This window comes from Acaryochloris marina S15 (assembly GCF_018336915.1).
GTDB lineage: Bacteria > Cyanobacteriota > Cyanobacteriia > Thermosynechococcales > Thermosynechococcaceae > Acaryochloris > Acaryochloris marina_A.
In genome coordinates this window covers 5,061,513-5,075,161 of the sequence record NZ_CP064923.1, presented here as the reverse complement: position 1 = coordinate 5,075,161, position 13,649 = coordinate 5,061,513, and the positions used below count along the sequence as shown (strand labels likewise).

Sequence of the window (13,649 nt, the reverse complement as noted above, 5' to 3'; positions counted from 1 at the left end):
CATGCTGGGTTGGGAGAGGGTGTGATGGATGACTAACGCTCAAATACCACTGGCCTTCTCACTCTAGAGAAATCGATTGAGTTGAATCGAGATCACCAGCTGTCACAGCTGAGTCCTGTAGACTTGGACCATAGAATTTGCCCCTAGAGAACTGTCTTGAGCTGCCAATAATACTGAGTGAAGGGATGTTTAATAGAATATTAAAAACTGTTACAGCTAGCCTGTGATGGTGACCGTCTTATCTGAAAATGGTCTTTGAAGACTTTTAAGCCATGAACAAAATAGATCCAATCTAAAGCGTTCTGCTCGGTCTCAGGTTACTATAGAAGGTGTGGTTTATAGATTTGATAGTATCTGCATCCGTTTATCACAGCAGCATTGGTTTACTGCGAATGTTTAACCAGTAGCAATGTTAGCTCTGGCTTCTGGTCAATGTAGAGCTATAAAGCTTTTAATTTTTTTAGATTTTATCGACATTTAACAAGGAAGCAGGTAAGGAAGTTAAATAATGATGGAAAACACAATCACCTCTGTGATTACCTCATTTGACCTTCAAGGCAAATACATTGATGGTGGTGCTTTACAGCAGCTCAAGCATAGCTTCCAAATTGATGAACCGAGAGTTGAGGCCGCTGCTATCATCCGCGACAACGCAGCAGAAATTGTCAAAGAGGCGGTTGCTAAATCCTTGGATGTATCGGGTAGCGATGCTTTGCCAACGACCCGTCGTTATGCGGCATGTGTACGGGATCTAGATTTTTATCTTCGCTATGCAACCTACGCAATGGTTGCTGGTGATACGGCCATTTTGGATGAGCGAGTGCTGAATGGTCTCAAAGAAACATACCTAGCTTTGGGCGTGTCTCTCACTGCGACTATCAAGGCCATTCGGGCCATGAATGAGGTTGCCAGTGAAGTAGTGGGTCCTGCAGCAGGACGTGAGATGAGCCCCTATTTTGAGCATCTCTGTGCAGGCTTGAGCTAAGCTTGGCAGATTTAATTGCTGAACGACTTGAGATTTAATAAGCGCCTCCAAACATTTGGGGGCGTTTATTTTTTAAGGACTATTCCTGATCAACGACTTTTCCAGACCAGCGAAATTCTCCAGGTGTCATATTCTGTTGATTCGCCAACTGGGCAACCAATAGCTGAATGGGCAAAATTTCTAACAGGGGATGAAGGAAAACGTCCTCAATCTCGGGCAGTGAAATATGGGTTGTACCTACGGTGGGCTGGCCGATACAAACCACTTGCCCCCCATAATCTAAAATATCGGATGCAAGGCGTTGATTGATGCCCAGAGTGGTATCAGGGCTGGTTAAGACGATCGAGCCAATCTGAGGAACGATCATTTCTCTGGGGCCATGGCGAAACTGACCCCCTGAATAGCCCTCAGCAGGTAAGCGAACCCCTTCTTTGAGCATCAAGGCGGCATTGTTTGCGGTTGCCAAGGCCGGACCACGGCCAATAATGCTGATATAGGTACTCGCTTTTAGGGTATTAAACGCTGTGGAAATGTCGGTTTGACTTTCTTTCAGAAAGGTTTGGGTATGGGATGCGATCGCATCCCCGTACTCAAAATCTTGAGGTTGCAGCTGACCGACTAATGCCCTGGCGATAAAGTGAAGCACTAACATCGAACTGGTATAGGTTTTTGTCGCAATACCCACTTCTGGGCCGGCTGCAGTGGGCAAAGCAACATCGCTATGGTCTGCCAACGTATTTTGGGCGGAGTTCGTAACGCTAATCAGCACAGGGGACTGTGCATTGTGATGACGATGAGATTCAATTTGCTCCACTAATTTCTGGATTTCAATACTCTCTCCAGATTGAGAGACAGCCACGATAATGCTCGGTCCCTCTAGCAGAGTAGGAAGGTAGTGAATTAAAGCAGATGTTTCGAGATGTAAGGCGGTCTTACCCTGCTGATTTAAGTAAAACCAAGCGGGATAGAGGGCATTGTAGGAAGCCCCCATACCTGTGAGGAGGATAGATCTCTGGGGATATGCAGCTAAGAGAGACCAAACTTTATGGTGCTGATAGGTGTGAATAAGCGTGCGTAGAACTTGGGGTTGTTCCAGCACATCAGACTGATAACTCATGGGGCTGGATCTGAGCCAATAGGAGCGCCCGCTGGAATATCCTTGCCTTCCAAGGGAGCAGGCGTACAAGCCTTTTGCTGTTCCGGATTGAGCTGGCCAGCAGGAATGATTTCTGTGACTAACGATTCCAGCTGGGATCGATCCACCCAGCCAATCTGGGGAGAGGATGCTGTGGCTGTTGATGCACTGTCTGGATTCTCATCACTCAGCTTTTCATCGATGAGTTGCGCGACTGAATCAGCACTTGGATCTGCCCCTTCTTTTTCCAGTTTTTCATCTAACTTCTCTGGCGTCAGAATACCTGCCCCTTCTTGTTCTGACTGGTCTGTTACCGGTTGGCACGTTCGAATTCGCAGGGCCTGGATCGGGGCTTCTGGTGCAGTCTTATCAGGGGCAGTAGGGATGGATGGAGGAAAGATGCCATCAATAACCACCAAACTGTCACTTGGAATGGAAATCTTAGAGCCTAAAGCGATTGGCTGGGCTGAAGACTCAGTCGTTGCGTCTTCACCTTCTCCTGCATCGGCCACTCCGCCAATGCCCTGTAAGAGTTCTTTCGGATCTTTAACGATAGAGATCTCAATAGGATTGTCATTTATGCCTACTAATCGGAGGACATCCAACTTTTTGGCTTGAGCTAAATCTGGGGGAGGTGGGGGAATGTCCGGTGAGTTGGTAGTGGGCGTGGGTGATGAAGAAGAATCAGCGACTGGTGAATTCAGAAAAGGGAGTTTGAGCAAGCCCAGCTGGTAGGCAACGGCACCGCCAACGCCTACTAAAAGCAATCCCAACAAAATCCATAAACCAAATCCACCTCCCCGACCTTTCTGGGCCAGGGGTTGTGGTGCTTCGCTGGCGACTTGAGTTTTGGGTATGACCGTCGGTGGAGTGTTATCGACCGTGCTATTTGCCGGGGCAGGTGCTTCCGTTGGCGCACTGTTTAAGCCAGTGGTACCGGTGCCTTGGCGTTGACGGGTTACATGGCAATGCACCAGGCCAACGGTAACATTGTCATGACCATTGAGCTGATTGGCCAATTCGATTAGGCGTTTGCTCGTGCTGGCTAAGTCTGTGCCCCCTTGGAGGAGTGGCAGTAGCTCTTCTCGCCAAATCATCTCGATGCGATCGTAATCACTGAGACCGTCTGAGCACAGCAGAAATAAACAGTCTTCGTCTAATAGGAAGCGCTGGACCGTCGGACGCAAGACTGAAGAAGAGGCCATTCCTAGGGCCTGAACCAAAGATCCGGAAGCGGGTTGGAGTAGAGCTTCCCGGTAAGGGACATACCCCAATCGCACTTCACGGGACGCAATGTCGTCGTCCACCATGATTTGGTAACAGCCTTGGGTTGTGATCAGGTAAGCCCGACTATCCCCAATATGAGACACATAAATTTGGTGAGTTTGGGATAACGCAGTTACCAACGTAGTTCCCATGCGTTGCCGGTCTTGGCGCTGTTCTTGGTCGTTCCGCTGGCAAATGAGGTCATTGGCCTTAAAGGAGGCATTTTCTAATTCTGTGATGACATCAGCAGGGGAGAGATCATCAATCGGCAACTGAGTGAGGTGATCCCGTAGGGCTTCGATGGCAATTCCGGATGCGACTTCGCCACCGGCATGTCCCCCCACTCCATCGCAAACAATGGCCATCCGCTCTAGCGAGTTTTGAGTGACTGCACCGTCGGCAGGATAGCAAGCATCTTCGTTATGCTCGCGAACCATGCCGGTATCCGTGCGAGTGGCAATATCTATTTTGACTCGATAGGCTTTGTGGACATTCTCAATCCAGCTTTCTAATTGTGCGAGCAGTTCTTCTGCTGATTCAATGTCACCGCTGGCTAATTGGTCACAGAGGCCATCTAGGGAGTCGGCTAGTTTACCGCCGGTTTTCGGGATGAGCTGTTGCCACACTAAACCTAGGTCAGCCAGGCTGGGTTCTAAGCGAAAATCATTTTCTAATTCTAATAATCGAAACAGCGGTCCTTCGACCCGCAAGAAGTCAGGCTGCAATAAGCTCGATGCCACACCCTGAATCCGGAGGGGTTGCCATAGTTGAGCCATCTGCCAGAGCCAATGAAGCTGACGCAGGGGTTGGGCATTTGCCCAAGCGTCAAATAATGGCATGCCAGCTCCTAGGGCTAGTCCACCCTGGTTACTCGGATCTAGATCGGCATTGCCCAGGGGAGCTTGCTCTAGTAAAAGGATGAGGGAAGGTTCTGAATCTCCTAGAGAAAGGAGCGTATAAATTTGAGGTAGATGGAGGCGATAGGGAAATAGTTTTAGGTAAGGGACTAAGGTCTCCGGTAACTCAACACTCATTTTGAGGGGGATGCCCGGTTGCGTATCAAAGACAACTCTGGGACCCCGAAACAAAAAACGATCTTCTAGCAGGTCACCGACTTGAAATTTATCTGCACGAGCGCCCACAACCCAAAGGAAGCGTTTCGGTAAGTATGTCCCACATTTTTGGCAAAACTGATCTCGATCAGAGTTGGCTGCTCGACATCTGAGATTGGGACAATGCAATTGGGGTTGGGATTGTGGCATGTGCGTAATTAACGGATGGGGTCCTTGTCAGTCAGTATCTAAATATTGCCCATATTCATGAGACTAATAGAGATACATCACCTGGACGATAGTATTAAAGCTATTTTTACCTGAGAGTGTTGGAGAGCTAACACATATGTAAAGATGTTTAAACCTAAATACTGTTACATTAGCCTCTTCTAGACCTCAAAGTGTCTCTAGTTTAAGTGTCAACCTCAATCTTTCAATCAGAGCAATTATTGTTTACACCAGGAACGCCAACACCCAATAGGCTTCCGCTTATTTTCGCATTTCCAAACACTTACTGTGTAGGAATTACTAGTTTGGGCTTCCAGGTCGTTTGGGCCATGCTGTGTGCACGCTCTGATCTACAGGTTAGCCGACTTTTCACAGATGTCCATGAACCCTTACCCCAACAGCCCCAACTATTGGGTTTTTCTCTGTCCTGGGAATTGGATTATGCCAATATTTTGCAGATGTTGGAGGATTTGGATATTCCGTTGCGTAGTGAGCACCGGACTGCGGCCCATCCCTTAGTCTTTGGGGGCGGGCCAGTGCTCACTGCGAATCCCGAACCCTTTGCTGATTTCTTTGATGTGATTCTGCTGGGGGATGGCGAAGAGTTGCTGGGGCAGTTTGTGGATACGTTTCAGACGGTTTATCAAGCTGATCGTTCTACCCAGCTGCTGACTTTGGCACAAGTGCCGGGGGTGTATATTCCCAGTTTGTATGAGGTGCAATACCAGGCATCGGAGGGTGCGATCGCAACTATCAAACCCAACTCTGCAGACGTGCCAGCCCAAGTCCAAAAACAGACCTATCGCGGCAATACCTTGTCAGCCTCAACGGTCGTCACCCCCAAGGCGGCTTGGGAAAGTATCTATATGGTAGAGGTGGTGCGCAGTTGTCCAGAAATGTGCCGTTTTTGCCTAGCCAGCTATTTAACGCTGCCCTTTCGGACCCCAGATGCGACCCAAACGTTACTCCCCCAAATCGAAAAAGGACTCGCTGTTACCAAACGCATTGGCCTTTTAGGGGCCTCTGTAACCCAACATCCAGAGTTTGATCAGCTGATCGACTACTTTGCCCATGCAGACCGAGATCAGGTGCGTTTGAGTATTGCATCCGTGCGGACCAATACTGTGACGGTTAAGTTGGCTCAGGTGCTTGCTCAGCGTGATACTCGCTCTATTACCATTGCCATTGAAAGTGGCTCTGAGCGATTGCGGCAGATTATCAATAAGAAATTACAAAATGATGAGATTCACCAAGCGGCTGCCAATGCCTATGAAGGTCAACTGAAAGGTATAAAACTGTATGGGATGGTGGGTATTCCAGGGGAAATGGACTCTGACGTCGAAGCGACGATTGATCTAATGCTGCAGTTAAAGAAAGAGGTGCCTGGGCTGCGATTAACCTTAGGATGCAGCACCTTTGTCCCCAAAGCCCATACGCCCTTTCAGTGGTTTGGCGTGAATCCCACAGCCAAAAAGTCCCTGCAATTGATGCAGAAGAAGTTGCGAGCGCAAGGGATTGACTTTAGGCCTGAAAGCTATAAATGGTCAATTATTCAGGCTTTACTTGCCCGCGGTGATAGACGAGTTTCCCATCTATTAGAACTGACTCGACACTTTGGTGATTCCCTAGGGAGCTATCGTCGAGCATTTAAGCAACTTCGAGGGCAAATCCCTCCTTTAGACTTTTACGTTTTTCAAGAATGGTCAACGGATCAAATTTTACCTTGGTCTCACTTGCAAGGTCCTCTGCCACAATCCACATTAGAAAAACATTTACTCAATGCCACAGATTTTATGTGAATTATAGAACCAAATAATTTATGGCATTAGTTGCTCAAATTCCTGCTCTTCTCTATGAAGCTGATCGATCTGTGGCGGTACTTTCCGTTTTTTAATAGTTTTGAAATGGTTTTAATTCCGGGAAATATTTAGGATTTAAAGTAGCCATATTAGAGAATTCGGTATTTCTACTGGACTATTTTCCTTTCTTCGTCAGTTATATAGGATATAGCCGCTGTTGGTTTTTGGTGGATTTAGAGCACAGAAATAGGGTTGATCAGTCGTTGGTGGAGTCCATTCCAGGAAACGATGCCAATCTTTTGTTCTTTTAGAAAAAAATAATTGTCTATTCTGTTCGGTCACTCCATATTCTGCTGGAGTGATTGAATATATGAAACTTAAGAATAGGCCATGTTTTTTAGTGCCTATTTATTTCTATATGGGTATTTTTTATGGTTTGAATTATCTCTAGGCTAGGTAATTCATCTATGTCAATTAATTTGTTTATGTTTTACTATGCTGCGTAAGCTATATTCTTCATTCTTTCTTGTTTTTAGTTTGGTGGGTGTTGGTAGTGTCGCAACATCGATTGCGCTAGCTTGTACAGACCATTCTTCTCAGCCAGTCAACCCATCTAATATCCAAGCCTCTACCAGTCATAGTTCTCATCGCCCAACGTGGTCACATGAGATGCTGGAGGCTCATAATCAATGGCGTCAGCGAACGGGTATTCCCCCGCTCACTTGGTCGGATGATTTGGCAACCCATGCCCAAGCCTGGGCTAATCATTTAGCTAACGATAATTTTCGGCTCTACCACCGTCCTAATAATCCCTACGGTGAGAACTTAACGTGGGCGGCTCACCAACAACTGTCACCGACCCAAGTGGTGAATATGTGGGGGGATGAAATCAAGCACTATGATTACGAGACCAATCGCTGCTCGGGGGTCTGTGGTCACTATACTCAGCTGGTTTGGCAGAAAACGACGGAAGTGGGTTGTGCCAATATTCGCTCTGGTTCTCAAGAAATTTGGGTGTGCAATTACAACCCACCTGGCAACTATCGAGGCCAAAAACCCTATCAAACGGTTCTCAAATCTGATCCAGCAAAACAGATTCTGAAGCAGACTATATCCCGATCAGGGCTACAAACCCAGCTAGAGGTTGGACAGGAGAATGTTTTTCGGCATACTCCCTAACTTCGAGTTGATGGTTTACTCAGGGCTGTCCAGAATCTAGTTTGGCATCAGCCATTTCCCCTATGGGTGAGGCATAGATACCTAAATGGGTAGCAACGGGCCGTTCATTCATGGGCCATTTGCCATGGATCGGCGCATTCAAAAGTTTTGCTCCGGATCTGGTAGATGTTACTAAGGTGGCGGATCCGCCACCATCAAGGTTGATTGCAACATCAGCTCCAAGTTTTTTGATCAGTTGCTCAATATCAGCAAGGGTTGCTCCTTCACTGTAGTCGGGCTGTTTGCCATCCACTACTATCAGCCAGAGGGTTGTCCCAGCTTGGTCTAATGCCGCGATGGAACGGGCATAGGGTTTATCTGGGTCTAACTTTAGTGGTTGATCAGGGCGAAGGATATAGTTGCCAGCTACAGCATGGAGAGTGTCAGGTGGACAACGTCCTGTTTCCACAATTGTGCCCTGCTGGTTTTGATCAAAGCAGAGGACAGGCCACGTTTTCTGAGGAGGAGAATATTGTTGTCCCATGCTGATGGACTGCCCTAATACATTCACCCGACCGCCAACATGCGGTGCATAATCCCAAGGGGTTTTTTCGGTGAAATGGTAGAAATAGCCTGCATTCATGGCCAACTGCAGGCGAAATTGGGTGAGAAAGGCTGAGGTGGGTTCGGCATGGAATTCATTGTCATCGTCTGCAGGCTGCCCTGGGGTTGCGATTAATCTAATACCAGGATGGGTGAGATTAATTTTGGCAATATGAACGATATAGGGGCGAGGAGAACTATGAACTTGCCGTTGGTAAGTAATACCGGCAAACAATTGCTGTATTTGAGGGGTTTGGGCCGGACGTTGCCATTGTGATCTGCCATAACAGTACAAAGGGGTTAGTAAACTAAAACAGATGGCTGCCCATCCCCAAATTTTTAATCGTTGCATGACTGAAGTACACAAGTGGTCTAACCGGAACCTCCGGAATCGTTCCTTTCGAGGTCAGAATTTACAGCAGGCCAATTTTAGTGGTTCTGATCTTCGAGGATGTAGTTTCGATTTGGCTCAATTAAAAGGGGCCAATTTTGATCGAGCTAGGGTAGGTTATGGTCCTGAATCTATCTTAATCGGTCTATTGGTCGTGATCGATTTTGTAGGGCTGGCCTTTTATGCCATGAGTCAGATGCTCTTTGGGGGATTGGGAGTCACTGCTGAGGTGTCAACCTATCCTTACCTCATGGCCTTGCTAGGGTTTCTAGCTAGTGCAGGTATCAGTAGTGCGATTTGTCCCCGTAGACGACGAGTAAAGCCCATCGCAGCTCTGACCATAGGGGCGCTATTAGGCTTTTTCTATGGTGGGGTCATGCTGAAGAATGATCCTCAGGCTGCAGTTATGACTGCCTGTATTGCGGGAGCCTTCACAGTTGTAATGAGTGCTTTTACCAGGACTCGGCTGGTCACCCTAGCAATTTATACCGTCGGTGGTTGTGCGGCTTATGGGTTTTGCTTTTTTAGTGGTACCCGAGCTAGTAGCCTGTTGAATGTCCAACAACTCGTGGCAGGGGTTGGTTGGAGTGTACTCTGTCTCGTCTTTTTGGGGATAACGCTCCAAGTGATTGCCAATCTTTTACTCGAACTGAAAGACTTTGCCCACACTTCATGGCGAGGAGCAGATTTATCAGATGTCAATTTAGGTGACATCCAGTTAGACAGCTACAAAAGAAATCGGTATGGATTACCCAGTGAACGGGCGAGAACTAGAGAGCCTGCAAACTCTACGTCATCGGGGTAGCAATCTATTGGGAGAGTTCGCTATTGTTGTTGGAGTTGTCAGCCCATGGGTATTGTTGGATGGGGGAAATTCAGCACGGATTTCCTTTATTAAAGACACCACCAATGTTCTGATATCCGCGTATTCCCTCTAGCTTGAGTTTTTGGTATGCCAATCAGCAAGCCTTATTTGCAAATGCCGATTGTTGAATCGGGGGAGACCCTACTACCCATTCCCCAGGATCGCTTTGCCTTTGAAACTCCTCACCCTTATCAAGTTTTAGGTGCCCCCTATGAGCAGGCCTCTCCCTATTTTCTCCGGGAGAGTGTGCTAGAAGCTCTCCAATCTGCCCAAGGCTATCTCCAGCAGCTTCAGCCCCACTGGCAAATTATGATCTTTGATGCCTACCGCCCCATTGCGGTGCAGACCTTTATGGTGAATTTCACCTATGCTCAAGTTCTCCAAGAGAAAGGCTGGCAACCAGAAACCTTATCGCCCAGTCAGAAAGAAGAAGCATGGCAGGAGGTATATGGGTTATGGGCGCCTCCTAATGTGGATCCTAAATCACCTCCCCCTCACAGTACGGGTGCTGCGGTAGATATCACCCTGTTTGATTGGACAACTAACGAACCTGTATTTATGGGGTCAGAGATTGATGAATTGTCGGCGCGATCGCATCCCCACTACTTTGCGGATCTTGCCGCCAATCCTCAAACCTCACCCAACGAAAAACGGCTTGCCGAGCAAGCCGATCAGAACCGTAGGATTATGTGTGAAGCCATGCAAAAGGTAGGCTTTCAGCGCCATCAACAAGAGTGGTGGCATTTTTCCTTAGGCGATCAGATGTGGGCCTGGCTCAATCAACTTGAACAGCCCCATCTCACCTTTAAGGCGCGCTATGGCCGCATCGAGCCAGTTGGATCTTAAGCTCGATGCGGCTGCGGATTAGTGACCTATGCCAACATATTGAAAGCCAGCTTCTTCCAGCATCTTGCGATTGAGGAAGTTACGGCCATCGATGAGCACAGGGTGGGTCATCAGTTCCGCCATCCGCTTATAATCCAGCGTTTCAAAGACTTCCCAATCAGTGACAAGCACTAGTGCGTCGCAATGATCGGCCAAACGTTCCACATCAGTTTCTACGCTGACGTTGGATAGACCATGACTCGATCCACTTTGGGATAGCAAGGGGTCATAGGCCTTCACTTTGGCTCCTAGGCGATTGAGTTCATCAATCAGGGTGAGGGCTGGCGCATCCCTCATGTCATCTGTATCGGGCTTAAAGGTTAAACCCAACAGACCCACGGTTTTACCCTTCAGAATCTTCAGGGTTTGCTGCAGTTTCTCAATCACGATCACCCGCTGATGCCGGTTCACTTTGATAGTGGACTCTAGCAAGATGGCTTCATAGCCATAGTCCGTGGCAGTATGCACCAAGGCTGAAACGTCTTTCGGGAAGCAGGAGCCTCCCCAGCCGAGGCCAGCTTGGAGAAATTTACTGCCAATTCGGGAGTCTAAACCAATACCTTTACCGACTTGGACGACGTCAGCACCCACGCGATCGCAAATATTAGCGACCTCATTGATAAAGCTGATTTTGGTGGCCAAAAAGGCGTTCGCAGCATACTTCACCATTTCAGCAGAGCTGAGATCAGTGACAACTACTGGTACGGGCGGGAGGGACTGATCTTCGGCGAACTGTCGTTTGACGATCGGTTCGTAGAGTTGCTGCATTTTTGCGATCGCATTGGGATCGGCCCCCCCTAAGACGATGCGATCGGGGTTAAAGGTGTCAAAGACGGCAGAGCCTTCCCGGAGGAATTCGGGATTGCTGACGACATCAAACAAGCCTTTGCTGTCTAAATTAGACGTATCGACGGCACCTCCAGCCTGTTTTTTAGCTTCGGCTAAGCCTTCTAGCACAATCATCTTGACCCAGTCACCCGATCCAATGGGGACCGTTGATTTATTGACAATGACTTTATAGTCGCCTGTTAAGTGGGAGCCAATGCCTCTGGCGACCGCCTCAACATAGCGAGTGTCACTTTCGCCCGTGGGCAGTGCAGGGGTGCCCACAGCAATAAATAAGATGTCGCCATGTTCAACGCCAGCCTTTAAGTCCGTTGTGAACTCAATATTGCCAGCATCAATGGACTCACGCAGAATTTCCGATAAACCAGGCTCAAAAATAGGAGACTGGCCAGCCTGCATGACTTTGACTTTTTCTTCGTTGTTATCAACACAAATGACGTGATGACCAATGCGAGCTAAACAAGCGCCAGTCACCAGACCGACATAACCTGTTCCAATCACACAGACTTTCATATAAAACTCCTATATAACCAGCAATGTATTTAAGGGCGCATCGTCAAGGGGAAAATAGAGCCATGTTCTGCCCAGGGCAGTTGATTCTCTAATTTTTAGTGTTACCTAAAGCCGAGCTCGAAAATGTTCAATGGTGCGTTCTAAACCATCTTTTAACGGAATGGTGGGTTGCCATCCTAATTCTGTTCGAGCTTTGGTAATATCCGGCTGACGTTGTTGTGGATCGTCTTCTGGTAAAGGTTTATATTCAATGGCTGCATCAGGATTGACCATGGATTGAACCGTCTGGGCCAACTCTAACACCGTATATTCATCGGGGTTACCCAAATTGATGGGACCAATACTGTTCCCATTCATTAATCGCATCAGTCCATCAACTAAATCGGAGACATAGCAGAAGCTACGGGTTTGTTTGCCGGAGCCATAGACGGTTAAAGGGATACCTTTTAACGCTTGGACGACAAAATTACTCACGACTCGCCCATCTTGCTCCAGCATCCGGGGGCCGTAGGTGTTGAAAATACGAGCGACCCGGATATCCACATTATTTTGACGATGATAATCAAAGGCTAGGGTCTCAGCGACTCGTTTACCTTCGTCATAGCAGCTCCGGATGCCGATGGGATTAACATTTCCCCGATATTCTTCAGTTTGAGGGTGTACTTCTGGATCCCCATAGACTTCTGATGTAGAAGCCAAGAGAAATCGAGCTTTAATCCGTTTAGCTAGCCCTAGCATGATCAATGTCCCCATCACGTTCGTTTTAATCGTTTTGACGGGATTATATTGATAGTGAACGGGAGATGCAGGGCATGCTAAATGATAAATTTGGTCCACTTCCAGGCGGATCGGCTCTGTTACATCATGGCGAATAATTTCAAACTTGGGATTGTTTAACCATTTGAGAACGTTATGTTTGCGTCCTGTATAAAAGTTATCCAAACAAATCACTTCGTGATCGTCTGCCATTAAGCGGTCAATTAAGTGAGATCCAATAAAACCAGCACCACCGGTGACCAATATTCTCATAATTAGGGCTTTTCACAACAAAAATTGGACTGGAAGGTAACAATATGGCTACTGCTTCCTAAGTTTGCCTGACAATTGAGGAAAGCGCTATGTCTTGGCACGAAAATAAATCTCTATCCAGGACTGAAAGGACAACATTATCTAGGATTGAATCTAAGGTGGGAGTTGGATTGACCGATCTCGCCCCCTGTTTGTTTCATTCACTCTAGGGATTAGGGTGTCCGTTCTCGGGCGGCTTTGCTGCGAGCAGGTAAGGACATTCTATCGGTTGTTGAGGGGGAGTTAGAATCCTGTAAGGCGGAGTATAATCTGCGATTTTCCAGCTGCAGAGATTTCACTTTAGTTTTGACATGATTGAGTCGATTGGAAAATTTCTGGCGATAGACTTCAGGTAATTCTTGAATGACATGCTCCAGCATTTGGTTGCGCTCACTCAGACTTTGACAAGAGCTTTGTAGATGCGCAATTTGGGTATCTCGTTTATCAATTTGTGTTTGATAAAACTCGATTTGGGATTCCAATGCGGTCAAGTCCCCTGTACTGTTCTGGCGGGCTGGGGAGGTTTGCATCGGCAGTGCTGGGGCGGCTGGGGTTAGCCCCTGGGCTGGTGGGAGTGCTGCAGGATTGGCCTTAATGAGTCGGTACAGCTCAGTTGAAAGCTGATCCACTAACTGATCGCGCATTTGTAATTGTTGGTTCAACTGTAGGACTTCAGATTGAACATCTCTGGAAGAGATATGGGGTTGGGAATAATCCACGCCTTAGCAACTCCACTGGTGATAAATACTAGTTTGCTATCTGGGACTCAGTTTGTCGTTCACCCCACTCAAGTCAGAATTTACGCCTAGGGCGTGCTTGTTGTTGGGATGAGTCTATTGTCACTCTAACATTCCC

11 protein-coding genes are annotated in these 13,649 nt (G+C 47.6%); 5 read left to right on the top strand and 6 right to left on the bottom strand.

What is annotated here, in order from left to right; translation table 11 throughout:
• Positions 1-511 precede the first annotated feature (511 nt).
• The gene (locus I1H34_RS23175; RefSeq protein ID WP_212666406.1) at positions 512-985 is read left to right on the top strand and encodes a globin family protein; all 474 of its coding nucleotides are present in this window, start codon (positions 512-514) and stop codon (positions 983-985) included.
• Positions 986-1,064: 79 nt separating this feature from the next.
• Here I1H34_RS23175 and I1H34_RS23170 read toward each other — a convergent pair whose 3' ends face one another.
• Both I1H34_RS23170 and I1H34_RS23165 read right to left on the bottom strand, forming a co-directional pair.
• On the bottom strand, positions 1,065-2,102 hold the full coding sequence (locus I1H34_RS23170; protein ID WP_212663255.1) for an SIS domain-containing protein: 1,038 nt from the start codon (positions 2,100-2,102) through the stop codon (positions 1,065-1,067).
• On the bottom strand, positions 2,099-4,648 hold the full coding sequence (locus I1H34_RS23165) for a protein phosphatase 2C domain-containing protein (RefSeq protein ID WP_212663254.1): 2,550 nt from the start codon (positions 4,646-4,648) through the stop codon (positions 2,099-2,101). Before I1H34_RS23165 ends, I1H34_RS23170 begins: the two co-directional genes overlap by 4 nt.
• Before the next feature lie 206 nt (positions 4,649-4,854).
• Between I1H34_RS23165 and I1H34_RS23160 the strand changes: the two genes are divergently transcribed.
• Positions 4,855-6,465, top strand: a complete 1,611-nt coding sequence (locus I1H34_RS23160) for a B12-binding domain-containing radical SAM protein (protein ID WP_212663253.1) — start codon at positions 4,855-4,857, stop codon at positions 6,463-6,465.
• Positions 6,466-7,134: 669 nt separating this feature from the next.
• Complete coding sequence (locus tag I1H34_RS23155) at positions 7,135-7,644, top strand: CAP domain-containing protein (protein ID WP_249369535.1); 510 nt, start codon at positions 7,135-7,137, stop codon at positions 7,642-7,644.
• A 19-nt stretch (positions 7,645-7,663) separates the two neighbouring features.
• Here the strand turns inward: I1H34_RS23155 and I1H34_RS23150 are convergent, their stop codons facing one another.
• On the bottom strand, positions 7,664-8,578 hold the full coding sequence (locus I1H34_RS23150; protein WP_212663251.1) for a phosphodiester glycosidase family protein: 915 nt from the start codon (positions 8,576-8,578) through the stop codon (positions 7,664-7,666).
• Here I1H34_RS23150 and I1H34_RS23145 point away from each other — a divergent pair.
• Positions 8,577-9,422, top strand: coding sequence for a pentapeptide repeat-containing protein (locus I1H34_RS23145; RefSeq protein WP_249369533.1), 846 nt, complete (start codon positions 8,577-8,579; stop codon positions 9,420-9,422). The two genes, I1H34_RS23150 and I1H34_RS23145, sit on opposite strands and share 2 nt — an antisense overlap.
• A gap of 147 nt (positions 9,423-9,569) precedes the next feature.
• Complete coding sequence (locus I1H34_RS23140) at positions 9,570-10,328, top strand: M15 family metallopeptidase (protein WP_212663249.1); 759 nt, start codon at positions 9,570-9,572, stop codon at positions 10,326-10,328.
• Between the two features lie 18 nt (positions 10,329-10,346).
• Here the strand turns inward: I1H34_RS23140 and I1H34_RS23135 are convergent, their stop codons facing one another.
• The 3 genes from I1H34_RS23135 to I1H34_RS23125 form a co-directional block, all read right to left on the bottom strand.
• Entirely contained in the window at positions 10,347-11,726 is a 1,380-nt protein-coding gene (locus I1H34_RS23135; RefSeq protein WP_212663248.1) for a UDP-glucose dehydrogenase family protein, read from the bottom strand.
• 105 nt (positions 11,727-11,831) lie between these two features.
• Positions 11,832-12,755, bottom strand: a complete 924-nt coding sequence (locus I1H34_RS23130) for a UDP-glucuronic acid decarboxylase family protein (protein WP_212663247.1) — start codon at positions 12,753-12,755, stop codon at positions 11,832-11,834.
• 212 nt (positions 12,756-12,967) lie between these two features.
• Positions 12,968-13,513, bottom strand: coding sequence for an Npun_F5560 family protein (locus tag I1H34_RS23125; protein ID WP_212663246.1), 546 nt, complete (start codon positions 13,511-13,513; stop codon positions 12,968-12,970).
• Positions 13,514-13,649 lie beyond the last annotated feature (136 nt).